16 protein-coding genes and 4 tRNA genes are annotated in these 15,488 nt (G+C 45.4%); 8 read left to right on the forward strand and 12 right to left on the reverse strand.

The window, feature by feature from the left end; genetic code table 11:
- Together NT111_03210 and NT111_03215 are read right to left on the reverse strand one after the other, a co-directional pair.
- Positions 1–882: hypothetical protein (locus tag NT111_03210; GenBank protein MCX6804998.1), on the reverse strand; the 882-nt coding region annotated here is incomplete at its 3' end.
- A gap of 202 nt (positions 883–1,084) precedes the next feature.
- Complete coding sequence (locus tag NT111_03215) at positions 1,085–2,245, reverse strand: hypothetical protein (GenBank protein MCX6804999.1); 1,161 nt, start codon at positions 2,243–2,245, stop codon at positions 1,085–1,087.
- 125 nt (positions 2,246–2,370) lie between these two features.
- On the opposite strand from NT111_03215, the gene NT111_03220 reads away from it, so the two are divergent.
- The 5 genes from NT111_03220 to NT111_03240 all read left to right on the forward strand — a co-directional run bounded on the left by NT111_03220 (position 2,371) and on the right by NT111_03240 (position 5,762).
- A complete protein-coding gene (locus tag NT111_03220) occupies positions 2,371–3,060 on the forward strand; it encodes a hypothetical protein (GenBank protein MCX6805000.1) in 690 nt (229 codons plus the stop codon).
- A 13-nt stretch (positions 3,061–3,073) separates the two neighbouring features.
- On the forward strand, positions 3,074–3,466 hold the full coding sequence (locus NT111_03225) for a hypothetical protein (GenBank protein MCX6805001.1): 393 nt from the start codon (positions 3,074–3,076) through the stop codon (positions 3,464–3,466).
- Between the two features lie 90 nt (positions 3,467–3,556).
- Positions 3,557–3,931 (forward strand): hypothetical protein, encoded by a 375-nt coding sequence (locus NT111_03230; protein ID MCX6805002.1) that lies wholly within the window; start codon positions 3,557–3,559, stop codon positions 3,929–3,931.
- Positions 3,932–3,960: 29 nt separating this feature from the next.
- Positions 3,961–4,308 (forward strand): hypothetical protein, encoded by a 348-nt coding sequence (locus NT111_03235; GenBank protein ID MCX6805003.1) that lies wholly within the window; start codon positions 3,961–3,963, stop codon positions 4,306–4,308.
- A gap of 110 nt (positions 4,309–4,418) precedes the next feature.
- Complete coding sequence (locus tag NT111_03240; protein MCX6805004.1) at positions 4,419–5,762, forward strand: extracellular solute-binding protein; 1,344 nt, start codon at positions 4,419–4,421, stop codon at positions 5,760–5,762.
- A gap of 100 nt (positions 5,763–5,862) precedes the next feature.
- Here the strand turns inward: NT111_03240 and NT111_03245 are convergent, their stop codons facing one another.
- Positions 5,863–6,294 carry an Hsp20/alpha crystallin family protein gene (locus NT111_03245; GenBank protein MCX6805005.1) on the reverse strand — a complete coding sequence of 144 codons (432 nt, stop codon included), beginning with the start codon at positions 6,292–6,294 and terminating at the stop codon, positions 5,863–5,865.
- Positions 6,295–6,354: 60 nt separating this feature from the next.
- On the reverse strand, positions 6,355–6,513 hold the full coding sequence (locus tag NT111_03250; protein ID MCX6805006.1) for a hypothetical protein: 159 nt from the start codon (positions 6,511–6,513) through the stop codon (positions 6,355–6,357).
- 97 nt (positions 6,514–6,610) lie between these two features.
- Here NT111_03250 and NT111_03255 point away from each other — a divergent pair, with 97 nt between their 5' ends.
- Positions 6,611–7,021 (forward strand): phosphoribosyltransferase family protein, encoded by a 411-nt coding sequence (locus tag NT111_03255; protein ID MCX6805007.1) that lies wholly within the window; start codon positions 6,611–6,613, stop codon positions 7,019–7,021.
- A gap of 1 nt (position 7,022) precedes the next feature.
- Here NT111_03255 and NT111_03260 read toward each other — a convergent pair whose 3' ends face one another.
- Positions 7,023–7,577, reverse strand: a complete 555-nt coding sequence (locus NT111_03260; GenBank protein ID MCX6805008.1) for a hypothetical protein — start codon at positions 7,575–7,577, stop codon at positions 7,023–7,025.
- On the reverse strand, positions 7,546–8,961 hold the full coding sequence (locus NT111_03265; GenBank protein MCX6805009.1) for a hypothetical protein: 1,416 nt from the start codon (positions 8,959–8,961) through the stop codon (positions 7,546–7,548). Before NT111_03265 ends, NT111_03260 begins: the two co-directional genes overlap by 32 nt.
- Before the next feature lie 120 nt (positions 8,962–9,081).
- Between NT111_03265 and NT111_03270 the strand changes: the two genes are divergently transcribed.
- Positions 9,082–9,171, forward strand: a tRNA-Ser gene (locus NT111_03270).
- 78 nt (positions 9,172–9,249) lie between these two features.
- Positions 9,250–10,179, forward strand: a complete 930-nt coding sequence (locus tag NT111_03275) for a M28 family peptidase (GenBank protein MCX6805010.1) — start codon at positions 9,250–9,252, stop codon at positions 10,177–10,179.
- Between the two features lie 51 nt (positions 10,180–10,230).
- Here NT111_03275 and NT111_03280 read toward each other — a convergent pair.
- From NT111_03280 to NT111_03305, 6 genes are all read right to left on the reverse strand, one after another.
- Positions 10,231–10,307, reverse strand: a tRNA-Arg gene (locus NT111_03280).
- Positions 10,308–10,350: 43 nt separating this feature from the next.
- Positions 10,351–11,025 carry a hypothetical protein gene (locus tag NT111_03285; protein ID MCX6805011.1) on the reverse strand — a complete coding sequence of 225 codons (675 nt, stop codon included), beginning with the start codon at positions 11,023–11,025 and terminating at the stop codon, positions 10,351–10,353.
- Between the two features lie 436 nt (positions 11,026–11,461).
- Positions 11,462–11,551, reverse strand: a tRNA-Ser gene (locus NT111_03290).
- A gap of 176 nt (positions 11,552–11,727) precedes the next feature.
- Positions 11,728–11,820, reverse strand: a tRNA-Ser gene (locus NT111_03295).
- 251 nt (positions 11,821–12,071) lie between these two features.
- Complete coding sequence (locus NT111_03300) at positions 12,072–12,932, reverse strand: hypothetical protein (protein ID MCX6805012.1); 861 nt, start codon at positions 12,930–12,932, stop codon at positions 12,072–12,074.
- Positions 12,904–15,294, reverse strand: coding sequence for a valine--tRNA ligase (locus NT111_03305; protein ID MCX6805013.1), 2,391 nt, complete (start codon positions 15,292–15,294; stop codon positions 12,904–12,906). The genes NT111_03300 and NT111_03305 overlap by 29 nt, the downstream gene beginning before the upstream one ends.
- Positions 15,295–15,488: the final 194 nt, after the last annotated feature.

A 15,488-nucleotide genomic window follows, 5' to 3' on the forward strand; every position in this document is an offset into this window, starting at 1 on the left:
ACCCTGACTATTAACATAATCGACATAGCGAAACGCCGTCTTGCTATCCATAGCAGCGAATTTGTCGGCGCTAATGGTGTCAAAGGCACCCCCAGCGTCGTCCTTTACAAGATCCGGGGCCTTTGTCGCAGCATCAGCAATAGAAGGCTGAATACCTGCCAGCATAGTCGATTGGGATATTTTGCCTTTGTCAACCTGCTCCTTCAAGACATGGTAATCTCCACGCTGGGCTAGCTCCGCTATGGCGGCTTGCTGCGTTAAAGCATTACGCCCATTAGCACCAAGCAATTCGCTTGTGCCGCCGGCCGACACATGTGCTAGCTCGGCCCCGTATAGATCATATCCACTGCTAGGTCGTGGCCTACCCGCATCTGTGGTTCTTTTTATGGCAGCTGATATAATTTTGGCTTGCTTGCTGGCATTACTTTCGCTAAGTCCTCTGCCTATAAGGCTCGACTTTATGGTAGCCTCATTTGCCATATCTATGCCCTCCAGCGTATTGCCGTTATAGCTTAGCGAGCGCTGCTGTTCTTTGGACTTTTCATCGGATCTGTTTCCCATCTGTTGGGCTGCTTTATCCATACCTTTTGCGGTTGGCAATTTACCAGCAAGAAGCGTGCCCATTCTCTTATTGCCTTTGCCAAACTGTGCGGCTGCGAGGTTATCTTTGGCCTCATAGCCAGCTGCCTTACCCTTTTTAACCCCAGCTCTTGCGGTCTGTTTGCCGGCTTTTGTTGCGCCTGCTCCCATTTTGCCCGCCACCCCTAGAGCACCTTGAGCTAGCGAACTTAGCCCTTGAGTGGTCCATTTGAGGGTCTTGGGAACTAAAAATAATGCGATTATTGGGATTATTAGAGCTATTAGTGTCATAGCATCATTCATATCGGCTAAACTCCTTTAATTAGATTGTTATTTTAGTATTAATATTAGCACAACTTAATTGCTACCACCAATCGCAAGGAATATTTTTGAGAGCAGTATAGAAACGGCCAGTAGGCCTGTTATCATCGGGAACATAGCGTTAAGCCGAATGAAGTTCTTCCACCAATTCGTGAAGAATTTTTCGGTGCCTGGGAGCACCCAGCTAGGCTAATGGCGCAAGAAGTATTAGGATATATATTATTATGAGCCTGATTGTGAGGAATACAAAAGTTATTATAACCGCGATAAGGGCAACAATTGCCAGAAGGATTATAATAATAAAAATGCCCGCAAGGATAGCTTGCCCTGGACCAAGTGCCAGCGCTGCTCCCAGGCCTATGGCAAGTGCGGCGCTGCCTGCGACACCAGGGGCTTCCGCCGTCTTATCCACTAAAGGTATGAAGCTAAATATCACATTAGGGACAACATTTCCGAGAAGATTGAAGAACTCTACCACGCCGATAGTTATAGGATAGGCGAATTGGGTCATTATTACTGCCCCTACGAATTTGGGTAGCATTTTCTTAATACTATAGTTGTCGAGCCCTAAAGGCAGACTGGCAGAAAAAATTAGCAATATAAATATAAGTACATAGATAGCATTAGCAAGCCCTATTATCTGTTGCACTATATCTTGTAGCGGGTTTTGTTCTGCATTACCTTGATTAACATTTACCGTCAAGAAGCCATTAAGAAAGCCATCCGGACCTATTAACCCGGCTATGGCATTACTTGTGCCTTCATATATGGGGCATGTAATGAATGATAGCGCTACTCCAGAAGCTTCACATATCCCAGCTGTATCAACCTTAAAGCTAGCCTTAGCAGAAGCCAGCTTGTCAGATTGCGCCTGATCTATTGTTATCTTCACCCCCCAAGCGTCTTTACATTTATCACCTAATTTGTTTTGCGGCCCACACAGCTCCGACGTATTAGTCTCGTCAAACCGCTGCGGATTCTCCACTGTCAGCTTTATGTCCCTATCTTTACAACTGCTAAGTACTCCACTAGTACACTGCTTGTACCGAAAATTCACTACCTCGCCAGCTGCATTCTCTTTGATATCTGCTTTGACGAGCAAAATGCCTGTACCATTACTATTTACGTAAAAGTAGCCATCTGCACCAGTGTTATTAATTTGCATACGGTGTTCTGCTTCATCTCCACCACCACATACAATCATAGAGCCAGCGGCGTTTGGCCCCCATTCGCACGTCTCGTCTGCCCGAGCGATCTGGGGGTTTACCATACCAATCAACACTACTGAAATAAACGACAGTAGCAGCACACTAAAAATTTGCAGGAATTTTTTTACTATATACATAAGATATTTAGGATTATAACTGTTTATACCGCAACCCACAATATGGGCAGCCATTGGGCTGGTGCTTGTGTAGGCTGAGTTTATTAGCGCGAAAGACATAGCTATATTGTGATATGATAAATGTCATGAAGCTCTCAAAATTTTTATTGTGTTTTGCCGTGCTATCTTTAGCAGTGGTTTTCTTTGGGCAGGCTCCTAAAGCCAGAGCAGTTGATGAAGTTCCAGTAGTTAAGTGCACTATAATACCCCAACAGATCTGTAATGATGCCGTAAGTGGCTCTGAGAGTGACGGAAATAATTCTGCCCTAGGTTCGGCTGAGCCACTCGTGAATTGGATTATTAGTATACTCGTGGCGCTCTTTGGTATGTTGCTTACTTTGATTATGATTGTTTCGGCGGTGCAGATATCTGCCTCGGGCGGTAGCGAGGATAGGATAAAATCCGCCAAGGAAAATATATTTAAGGCGGCTACCGGGCTTGTTTTGCTAATATCAACCAGCGCGATTATCGGCATAATTAATGGTGTATTTAATGGTGTTGAAAGGAATACTATATTTAACCAAGATACCACCAACCTAGCACCGCTTGGTATAACGCTACTAATAACCAATATCATTGGAGCGGCCGCTGGGCTGGCGGGCACTGTGTCGGTGATATTTGTTATTGTAGGGGGTATTCGCTACACCACTTCTGCAGGGTCAGAAAAAAATATTACTTCCGCTAAAAAGACGATCGTGGCGGCTCTTGGCGGCTTGGTTCTATCACTCACGGCTTATGCTCTGCTGTCATTTATTCAAACTCAACTAACAAAGTGATATAATTAAACCCATGAATAAATTAACTACACCTATCGGCAAGCTGATGTTGGCTTTGGTGGCTATCGCGGCCAGGAGCTTGGCTGCTCCTGTAGCACTAGCAGCAGACCCAGTCTTCCCAGTCCCCCCAGTCCTCCCACCACCGCCGCCTTCATTGCCCACTGTCACTGCCGATGCGATAGTATCCAATATCGTGTCGACCTTATTAATTGTTTCGGGCGCAGCCAGTGTGGTGGTGATAGTTATTGCGGGGATTATGTACACTACCTCTGCGGGCAACGAAAAGCGGATAACTACAGCCAAAGACGCCATACTCTACGCTGTGGTGGGTTTAATTATATCTATTCTAGCCTTCGCCATAGTCAATTTCGTGATCACAGGCGTCACCACTGGTACACCTACTTAGGCTGTTGGCTGTTTGTTGGGGTCAAATACTGTTGCATAAGAAATTTATTTTAGATATAATCTATTTTAAGAAAAGGAGAAATTATTAATTATGAAAATCCAAACATTCAAAAAATCAATTTATACGGCTTCGGCGGGCACAACCCTGCTGGCGACTAAGGTTTTTGCTGCTGATGGGGGTCAAGGTGTAGCTAATAATGGCGCAGAGGCCATTCAGGGCAACCTTACCGGCGACCTGGAAGGTCAAATTGCTACTATAGTGAATCTACTGATATTTAGTATCGGTATGGTGGCAGTTATTATGCTTATAATTGGTGGTTTTAGATATGTATTTTCCCAGGGTAATGAAAAAGCTGTTACTGGAGCCAAGGACACCATACTATATGCCATCATAGGGCTCGTGATTGCAATTCTATCTTTTGCGATAGTCAACTTCGTTCTTGGTGGCCTGACAACAGGGTCGTAAAAATTATTGCCTGATACCACATCTACTGTATGAAAGACATAAAAGCAAAACTTTATTTGGTTATTAGTTTGGCGGGGTTAGCGCTAGTGCCTACTTCTGCCCTCGCCCAGAGCATCCAGGAGGGTGCTACAAAAGCTGGGGGAAATTTGGCTCCTGCATTAGCTCCGCTGCTTTCAAATATTGTTAACGCCCTAATATTTGTGGCGGGGATTGTCTCGGTTATAGTGATTATTATTGGAGGCTTTAGGTATACTACTAGCCAGGGAAACGATAAATCGGTAACTGCAGCCAAGGACACCATACTGTACGCGGTAGTAGGCCTGGTAATATCTATTTTGTCATATGCCATTGTTAATTTCGTGCTAACTAGGCTATAAATCCTATTTGATCCAAAAAAGCCAACATCCAGACTCTTTAGAAGATAATATATACTAAAAACCACACCTTAAGTAGTGTGGTTTTTAGTATTGTGTTCTAAAATGTGTATATGCGAATCCACAAAGACAACATTAAGACTTTTACTATCTCTATTCTTAGCATAGTGGCTGTTGCCTTATTGGGCTTTTGGGTGGCCGGTGTATTTTTGTCGCCTAAGCAGATTAGTACCACCGACCCCTCGTATCGGGCCAAGACCACCTACCCCAGCGACCCAATAACACTCACCTACTGGCGCACTGTAGACGGACCGGCTGTGTTTGAGCCAATTATCAAGCGTTGGCAGGAGATACACCCGAATGTAGAGATAAAAATAATTAATATACCTCTGGGCGAATATGACAGGCGCCTGGCAGAGGCAGCTAACTCTGGAACCCTACCAGATCTATTTATGCTGAGATCGGACTGGCTGCCACGCTATAGGGCTAGCTTGAAGCCAGCCCCGCGGGCGATTTTTGATCCCCAGGAATACAGAAGCTTATTTGCGCCTGTTGTCGTGAAGGATCTAGTGCAAGACGATAAAGTAATGGCTGTAAGCTATGGTGTTCCCACCCTAGGCCTATTTTATAATGCCGATTTATTTTCTAAGGCCGGTATAGACCAGCCCCCCACAACTTGGCAGCAGCTTTTGGATGCCAATAGCAAGCTTACTACTAGGGAGGGCGATGGCCTGCTAAGCTCTGGGATTGCCCTTGGCAGCCCGGAGATAGCTAATGCATCTAGTATTATGCCGCTACTAATGATCCAAAATGGCGCAATTATGACCAACAGCCCACCCACCCAGGCTACTTTTCAGAATCTCGACCCAACTGGCTATCCTGGCTCAGCTAAGGCTCTGGAATTCTATACTAGCTTTGCTAAGCCCAGCAAATCTAACTACAGCTGGAGCAATGGCTTCGGTGACAGCACTAAGGCCTTTATCGACTCTAGGACTGCCATGATCATAGACTATCCATATCGATACTTACAGATAAAATCTGAATCGCCAGGGCTTAATTTTAAGATGGCCAAAGTGCCGCAGGCTAACCCGTCCGCGGCTGTTAATTATAGCGAGTATTGGGCCGAAGCAGTATCATCCACCTCCAGCCAGCCAGACATCGCCTGGGACTTTTATAATTTTATGACCAGCTATGAAATTATGAATCTTTATTCCGTTCCAACCATGAAGCCTGCGAGCAGATTGGATTTAGCCCTAGCCCAGCGGCAAGATAGCCTTATAGGCAGCTTCGCCGAGCAGGTTCCTTCTGCCCAGAACTATTATAAGGGGAACTCTGAAGACAGCGATTCGGCCATCCGCGAAATGATCAGTAGTACGCTTGGCGGGTTTGATCCTGCAATAAGCCTTAGGGTGGGCGCCCAAAAAGTAACTTCTGCGATTTCCCAATACCCCTATTAGGGCCATCCTTAGAAAAGGTAAAACCCAGCCGACAATATAATATTTAGATCGTAATAAAAATAAGACCTCTGGCGAGGTCTTATTTTGGTGGTAAAGCGACTTAGGCTGGGCTTACTTTTATCTTCTTAACCTTGTCTTCTTGTACAACCTTGGGGATCTGAATAGTCAGGACGCCATCCTTCAGGCTGGCATCGGCCTTCTCGGCGACTGTCGAGGCCGGTAGTATCACGGATCTGCTAAATGAGCCCCAGAAGCACTCTTGGACATAGTAGTTGTCTTTTTCGACCGCAAATTCGTCCTTTCGATCGCCCCTGATGGTTACGACATCTTCAGAGATAGCTACATCTATATCCTCTGGCTTAACTCCAGCGATAGGAGCTTTAACGATTATTTTGTCCTTGGTCTGGTAGACATCGACGGCCAGTTGGCCCTCGAACTCTTCTTCGTTGATCCACTCCTCTGATTGTGGCTCTTCGCCATCCAGGAACTCGTCTTCTAATATTTCTTCATCTACTTCGTTTTTTCGTGCCATACTAAACTCCTTATTCTTGCTTAGTTATTTGGTTGCTACTATTATAATCAGAACCTTAACCTATTGCAAGCTGATGATTGAATCAATACTAGAACTAATATCGCCTGCCACCTGCATAGTCTGTAGGCTCGAGGGAGCGTGCTTATGCAGAAGCTGTAAAGAACAGTACTTGATGCCCAAAAAGCCTTCTTGCGTGTTGTGCAATGCTCTAAGCGACAATGGAGCCTGCTGTCCTGGCTGCAAACTTAAGACCGGCCTATCGGGGGCCACGGTGCAGTTCCGATACGAGGGTATTGCTCGATCGTTAATTTGGAATATGAAGTATCGGGGGCAACGCAGTACCGCACGATACCTCGCTGGAGAGCTGACGCTACCGCATAGTAAAGCCAGAAGCATCGTTTGCTTTGTGCCCAGCGATGGCCGATCCAGGCGACGCAGGGGCTACGATCAGGCCGAAATCATCGCCAAGCACTACGCCAAGATCAATGGTATTGATTTTGCCAGCTTGCTACTGCGCAAGACCCACATTAGACAGGTTGGGCTCTCCCGTGTCGGCAGGTTCAAAAATGTCGCCGGCAACTTTACCGTTAGGGGCAGACCTGATTCCAGGCATATTATATTGGTGGACGATGTGATAACCACCGGTGCAACAATTAGCGAGTGTGCCAAGGAGTTGATACGAGCAGGCGCGAGCTCTGTCTGGGCTGTGGCGGCCGCAAAGAGGTAGATTAAAACCTATACAGGCTGAGTTTGTGAGCGAAGCGAGATTGTTGCTTCAAGCTAATAGACTTATTAACGATTTTTTGGCTAAAGCAATACTCGGTGCTAACTACCAAGCAGCCTTTGGGGATGTCCTTATAAATAATATCTAGGGCCTCTGGCAAGAGGTACAGATACATCTTGCTAGCACCGATTGGCTTGGTGGTCTTGAGGCTCCCGAATCGGATTTGGCAATTTTTAAGCTGACGGATGTTCCACTTGGCTAGTAAGAAGGGGTAGATTCCGTTTTCGAGGCCAATAAATGTGGCATCTGGGCTGATCCTGGCACAATATGCTAATACTCTGGCATCACCACAGCCTATCTCCCACATGGTGTCGCCAGGCTTTATATCTAGGGCCTTGTTGATTTCGGCTAGGTTTTGGCGAGGGGTCGAGATAAACGGTGCCAAGCCGTTGGTGATAGAATCGACAAGCTTAGCGGTAAATAGCAGCAGGACTATAACTATAACAATTAGCACTATAACGACCATGCTAGCTTGAGTCCCTTTGCACCAGGTAGACATAATTGTTGCTGCTTGCTTGGTAGATAAGCTCCCAGCCTTCATCTTGCAGCTGATCTACCAACGCTCGATAACGAGGCTTAATCTTGGTGGCCTCGTCCCTGGATATCAGCACGCATTTGATATTGTACTTGGCAAACTCTTCGCGCCTGAACTCGTCGCGGGTAAGGCTTTTGGCAAAATTATCGAAGTAGTCTGTTTTGCCTTCTCTCCAGCTTGGCATGCGACCATCGATATAGTATTTGTAATTGGGCAGCTTCCATATTAGGTAGCCACCGTAATTGTAGGAATTGAAGATATTGCCCTGGCAGGGATTTTGCTCGATAAAGCTAACTGCACGATCTGGGTATCTTCCCCCACTATTAACCACCGAGCTGACAAAAATAATCAGTGTACTGAAAATAAATATGCTTGCTAGGCCTGCTCCACAAATTAATAACGACACACTTCCGGCTGGTTTCTTGGCTTTGGTGTATTTCTTTGCTAGCTTAAGCTGGTATTCTTCGATATATCGGGAGCTTGTGATTATAAAAAGCGGCAGATGCCTAATACTTGATAAGGCCATTGCAAGTGTCAGGCCAGGAACAGACAGTAGTTTTCGCCAGGGCTTCGCGGCTATACTAAAATTCAGCGATAATGACCATACAAGATAAGGCGCCGATATTATCGGAATTAACAATGCCCGCCACTCTGATATCCTGAATCTTAGCTTGCTATCGCTGATGGTCGCGAATATTTCGATGAATATTCGCCACCCATAGGGATTAATAAATATAACCAAAAATGAACTAACGGCAATCCACCAGGGCAGCTTTTTAATGTAAAATATCTGCCATATCGCAATTAGCAGCAAACCGAAAACAAAGCTGCCATGGAGATTGGCCCAAACTAGCAGTATAAGCGGTATAAGAAGGTATAATCTGCGATTAGCTTTTTCGTGTATTAGCTCGAGTATGGACACAAAAAGCAGCGTCCAGACAATCGGCCTTATACCTGCATATGGGAGCATGGCTATAGATGAAAGAACCACCACCGAGACCAACTTCAGCCTGGATGCAATATGGATTGATAGGGTCCAAAGAGCGCTGAAAATCAAAGCTAGGCCCAGATAGCCGCCTACGCCGTAGATACTACTAATTAGTATGTCGTTGAGCCATTCATGGTTGATCCAGGAAAAGTTCGAGGCCGTGTAGGAGAATATATCCTTGCTGGGGATGCCGTTTGCGATGAAGTATTTTCCCGACATCAGGTGCCAGCCAAAATCTGGATCTATTGAATAGTATGTGACGGTAAATAGTAGCGTAAAGGCCAAGCAGAGACCCAGGAGATATCTAAAGCGATTGCTAAATAAGAATGATTTTTCGGGCTCTGACGGCTTAGATTTCATTATCAAATTGTATCAGCATTGGCCACTTAATGCCCAGCGATTAGCCAAATGCACGCTGGTTGTATTAAAATTATAGTCACGAGCCTAATTTTAGAAGTTTCCGAAGAAGGTATCGATAAAGGAGAGGTGGCCGAGTGGCTGAAGGTGCTGCTCTCGAAAAGCAGTGAGCTCGCAAGGGTTCCGTGGGTTCGAATCCCACCCTCTCCGCCAGTTATTATTTAAGAGCTCAGCTAGGCTATTATAGGATAATCCAGCGCTTGCCAGCTAAATCCCAGGGGTGCAATATAAATGACAGTAAATAAAAAACAGATAATATTGATGTATGTAGTCGGGATACTGAGCCTCACAGCCCTGGCTATGTATTTTAATATTTTTATGGAAACCAGAGTTAAATACCCTATCGGAAAGCAGATAATGGCGATCATTTCCGACCAGCTTAGTCTTGGTCCAAGGCATGTGGGCAGTGATGGCCACTTAGAATTAAGAAAATACATCAGAGGTAGCCTAGAGCAGAGTGGCGTGGCTGTGCTTGAGCAGGTATGGACCGATCCAGACGGCCAAGAGCTAAATAATATTATCGGCAGAATCAACCCCACTAAAGCTAAAAGAATAATACTCGGGACACACTACGACAGCAAAGAGAAAGCCAATTTGGACCCGATAAACCCTGCCTTAGCTGTTCCTGGAGCCAACGATTCAGCATCTGGGACTGCCCTGCTTCTAAGGCTTGCAGATGATATTAATAGTAACCCTGAAATGCGCGGGCTAGGAATTGATTTGGTGTTTTTCGATGCAGAGGAATATCAGCCGGGTAGCTATGAGCTGTGGCGCGCTAAGGGTTCGGCATATTTTGCCGATAATATCCAGAGCTTGTACCCTGAGCAAAAACCTATTTTGGCCATAAACCCTGATCTAGTTTGTGATAAAAACCTTAGGTTTTATAAGGACTCATTATCGGTGCTAAAAGCCGGGGAAGAGACAAACGCCATCTGGGCCATCGGGCGGAGTATCGATCGTAACTCGTTCGATGAGGGGGTGAAAGCCGAGATAAAAGATGATCAAACCGCATTGATTGCGGCCGGCATTCCTAGCGTTCTTATGATTGATCTTGAGTACCCCGCATTCCACACAACCCAAGATACGATTGATAAATGCAGTAATAAAAGTCTCGAAAATGTCTTTGAAACGATCCGCCGGTACCTCATTACGAGGGCTTAGTGGACAGCAAAATAGGTTGTAGTTTAGCCCCTTGAGCTAAAATACAACCTATGGTGCGCCCGGCGGGATTCGAACCTGCGACCTTTGGCTCCGCAAGCCAACACTCTATCCAGCTGAGCTACGGGCGCTCGAACGATAGCTATTATAGCTGATAAACGGGCTATTTTAAAGCTAAAAGCGTAATCGTCTAAAGATGGCGTCGATTGGGTCTTCGCGATGTTCAATTTCGGGGATCATATGCGATATAGTTTCCTTTATCTCGTCGGCTTCTTGAGGTATTAAAGGCAAGCTGACAAGCACTCCGAATCTTTTGCTAGGGACAAGATCGATAGTCTCCTGATTGTAGTCCATGTACTGGTAGAATGACTTGAAGCTGTCGTAGTCATATTCTTTGTTGCCGATGGTTATTCCGTAATTTGTAATCGCATAATCCAGTATCCTTGGCTTGCGATTCCCCCATATAGAAAGTACTATCGGGAATAATACGACTATAGGGATTGTACTCCACAGCTTAAAAATAATTGCTATTATCCCTAAAGCACCAAAGAAGCCGACTAGCCCTAAGTACCAGCCAACCGGCTTTTGGGTGGCAATAAACTCTGGAGCCTGCCAGCTGTATAGTACTTCTTCTGGTTCGCGCAGCTCCTGTGGGGGTCCCTGCTTGCTCTCGGCAGACTTGCCTATCATGTTGGTACTAACTCCCCCCACCTGCACCTGTTTGACCGCGGGCTGTGTATCGGCAGGGTTATCTGTTTGTGATGGCTCATTTTTTGAACCTAAAAAAGCCGCTCTAATAGGTTCGAACAGGGGCTTTTTTTCATCGTTTTGGGGTTGCTCAATATTCATGATACTTCATATTTATTATGCTCTAAATAATCTGTTGTGTCTATATCTGCTAGTTGTATTTAACGAAAAGATAAATGAGTGGACTAAAATTCCCTTTATAGGGATTACCTATCAAATCAAAACCCCTACCTTCAAGGTAATGAACCATTATCGGGTTTCCTGTAGTGGCAAAACGGACTCCTCTTTTGCCGCCTCTAGAATCCTGTCATTCAATGCGCTGTTAAATTCTTTGCCCCGGTGGTGCTGGCTTGTAAAGTAGTAGCTAAGCTCTAGTTTGGGCAGATTATCTATTTTTGTTGTTTGCGTTTTTTGAAAATGTCTCGGATTTGATCAGTTGGCTTAAGCTTTATATCAGCTTTGCTGCAGTCTTGTGGTCTCTATATTATGATTTTTGGATCGTCCGTAAAAAAACATTCGATTTTCAAATACTTTTTTATGGCGGAGAGGGTGGGATTCGAACCCACGAGACCCTTGCGAGCCTGACAGTTTTCAAGACTGTTCCCTTCAACCACTCGGGCACCTCTCCATCGTCGCAATTACAGCTTACACTTTTGGCAGACTATTAATAGCCTGCCAACAGTCGGCGCTGCATTACTCCTCTCAATAATTAAACATTCACCTGTCGGTTCATTCGGATTAATTATTGGTTAAGAACAACAAACAAATCTCCAACAACCCGAATAATGACTTAAGCAAAACTACTGGCGGAGAGGGAGAGATTCGAACTCTCGCGGGGGATTACTCCCCCCTACCGGATTAGCAATCCAGCCCCTTCAGCCACTTGGGTACCTCTCCACGAACTGCTTTGTCATAAATATGCGTTTAATTCCATATAGAGTATAGGCTAAAATATATTATTTTTCTAGAGCTAACAAAGATCTTACTCGGATGATCCAAGGCGGTATCATTATTTATATAATATAGTAACCTTTGTGTCAAATATACTTTGTAATATTCGGGCATTATACATATGCTTTAATACCGAACATTTTGCGTAAATACTCTTTATCCCAAAATAACTATTTTGGTTTGACGTGAAAGTAGTTTTACTTAAATTTAGCGAACGAGGTATCATCGAGCTGAATTTGGTAGGTCTTGGCCTCCCCTACCTGTCCGGATGCCTTCAATAGGCCTATTATCAAATTCAGTGCAGTGATATTGCTTGGCTGTTGGTCTAGCCCCCGACTAACACTCGATATCGCTTTGGTAAGGCTACCCTGGCTAGCTTGGATCCTGGCGATTAGGGTCCAATCGTCAACACTTTTGGGGTTAATGGATTCTAGCAAAGAAAGTGATTTAGATAGCATTAGGGCGCTGGCTTCTGTATAGGCCTGCTGCCTTGTGGCTTGATTGCTGGTACCCGACTCTATCATGCAAACCTCGTTAGCTCGATTAGCAGCGGGGCTACTGAGGTTGAGTTTCTTGGCTCGACTGGCATAATTACAGCCTTCGGAAATATTGCCAGCAATAAACTCTACGATTGCCAATCCTGATAATGATTCAGAAGATTCTTCAGATCGACTAGCCTTATTATAAAAATTTCTGGCTAAGCTGGGATCCGAAGCCTTTAGTGAAAGGTTGCCCAAGTAGATATCATTGGTAGTAATTGGTGCTGCGTCATAAGTATTGATGGCTTCTTGGTACTGCCCCGCCCTCCAATAGCTACTTGCTAAGGCCTCGATCGCGATAGGATCGTTAAAGCCAATGATGGCGGCTTGGCGGAGCAAAGATGTAGAGGCCGGTGCTATGGTCGAAGCTGATTTTATCAGCTTGTCAGTTTGCTCCCACTGCCAAGCCTGAAGATTCGGGATCAGAATTGCCAGCCAAAGCCCAGCAGTAATAATAACCGCCGCAGCAACCCAGCTGAAAGAAAAAGAGTTAAGCTTTGGAGAGGTTTTGTATCTCATTTTGGATAGTTATAATGGCTTGCTTGGCCTGGGACAGCCTTTGCTCCTCTGCCGAAACCACATCAGATGGCGCATTTTTTATAAATGCATTATCGGATAGCTTGGCTATTGCTAGAGTTACTAAGTTTTGTTTGGCCAGTAGCTGCTTATTTAGCTTGGATAGCTCTGTTTTACTAGCATCTTGTTGCTGCGCACTGAGTATTCTTATAATTTCGAGCTCAAACGACTCCCCGTGCTCTGTGGATGGACTGTGGATAATGTTCGGCCATTGTTCGGTTATCAGATTAGAATCTGTCCACATCAAACTTTGCCAAATAGCCTCTGTGACAAACGGGGCGAATGGGTGAGCCAGCCTCAGTATGGTGTCAAGGCAGTAGGCGAGCAGAGCGCTATTTGGTGATTGCTTGGAGTATTCTATATATTTGTCGGCGAAATCATCCCAAAGCAGGGAGTAGACAGTTTGACCGGCCTCTGAAAACCGATAGGCCTCGATATCCTTGCTTACCGACTGGATTGCGGCATTGAGCTTGCCTACCATCCAGCTGTCGGCGGGGGAGAGTAGCTTGGCGTTTGTGATGCTTACTCTTTCTGGTACCTTGGCTATGGTAAATCTACTGACATTCCATAGCTTATTGCAGAAATTGCGATAGCCCTGTACCTTCTCGTTACGAAGAGAGCCATTATTACCCGCGCTTATGCCTATCGAGAGAGCCATTCTTAAGGCATCGGTACCGTATTTCGCAGTTATAGCCATGGGATCTTCATAATTTCCCTTGGACTTAGAGAGTTTTTGGCCTTTTTCATCGGTAACGGTACCCCATAAATAGACGCTTTCGAACGGAATTTTGCCTGTTGTATAGATTCCGAACATCACCATGCGCGTTACCCATTTGTGTAGGATTTCGGCAGCAGTGCCCATTAGGCTAGTAGGGTAGAAGGTGTCTAGATCCCCCTCGCCAGATGTCATGAGAGTAGCATAGGGCCACTGGCTACTGGAAAACCAGGTATCAAAAGTGTCGGTTTCAGCTCGGTAATTACCCTTTCCATAGTACTTGCTAGCTTCGGCTTCATCCTTGGCAATTATATAGGCGTCTTTATCTGGATCATTGCTTGTCTTATAAAAGACAGGAATTCTAATTCCCCACCAGCCTGGGCGGGAAATACACCAGTCGTGCTCTTGATTGAGCCAGTTTAAGGCAACCTTCTTGTATCTAGAAGGGTAGATGGTTATTTTGTCGTTCTTGAGGGCACTAATAACTGGTTTGTTAAGCTCTTTAACGCGCAAGAACCACTGCTCGGACATAATTAGCTCAATCGGTGTTTTGCAGCGGTCATGGGTGGCCACGGCGTGGGTTAGGGGGGTGGTGTTGATTAGTTTGCCAGCTTTTTTGAGAGCCGCAACAACAGCCTGGCGGGCTTCTAGTACCTCCATGCCCGCGAATTGCTCTGGGACATTGATCATTTTGCCTTGCTCATCAATGACACTGATTTCGGCTAAGTTATGGCGCAGACCAATTTCATAATCGTTCTTGTCGTGGGCTGGAGTAACCTTAAGTGCGCCAGTTCCAGAGTCGGGGTCAACATGTGCATCACCAATAATAGCAATGATCCTATCGACAAGTGGGATAGTGGCGGTTTTGCCAATCAAGGCTTTGTAATTGGGGTCTTCTGGGTTAACTGCCACTGCCACATCGGCAAAGATGGTTTCTGGCCTAGTAGTGGCAATTTTGATTGTGCCATAATCAAGCGTATACATAGCATCATCGCGGTCGATGTGCTCGGTTTCGATATCTGGAAAAGCCGCCTGGCAGCGTGGGCACCAATTAACAATTCGGTTGCCTCTGTAGATATGGCCATCTTTGTGCATCCGGATAAATACATCATAGACAACATTAATAATATCTTCGTCTAGGGTAAATTTTAGCTTAGACCAATCTGCAGAAAAGCCCATCGACTTAAAGCCCGCCAGCGCACCTGCTTGGTGCTTTTTTGTAAAAGCCATTACCTCGTTATAAAACTTTTCGGGGCCGAGATCGAATCTGGAAAGGCCTTTTTTGGCTAGCTCCTTCTCGTACACATACTGTGTTTCAATACCAGCGTGATCCGTACCAGGTAGCCACAGGGTAGGGCGGCCTTGCATACGAGCAAAGCGTGTTGCGATATCTTCTACCACATACATCAGGTGGCCAGCGTGCAATACTCCATTGGCGTTGGGTGGGGGCATAATGATAGAAAAAGGCTTCTTGGATGAGTCACCAGCCGGCTTAAAAGACCCAGAGTCCTCCCAAAGCTTAGAAATAGCGGCTTCATGGTCTGCTGGGTTGTATGCCTTGCTGAGTTCTGGCTTAGTTGAAGATTTCATTTACGATAATTATATCATTTTTAACTTCGGTCTGGCGAGAATAAGAAGTTTGACAGTCGGTATAATAATCACTACAATAAGGATAACTTGTATGAATAGTTTATCGAAAGGAATTGCTACATGAAAGATATATATAGTCCGCTAGAAATTGATGAGGAATGGGATGAGCGAGCTCCGATGGCTGATGGTTCGGC

This window comes from Patescibacteria group bacterium (assembly GCA_026397045.1).
Classification (GTDB): Bacteria; Patescibacteriota; Saccharimonadia; order CAILAD01; family BJGX01; genus JAPLVO01.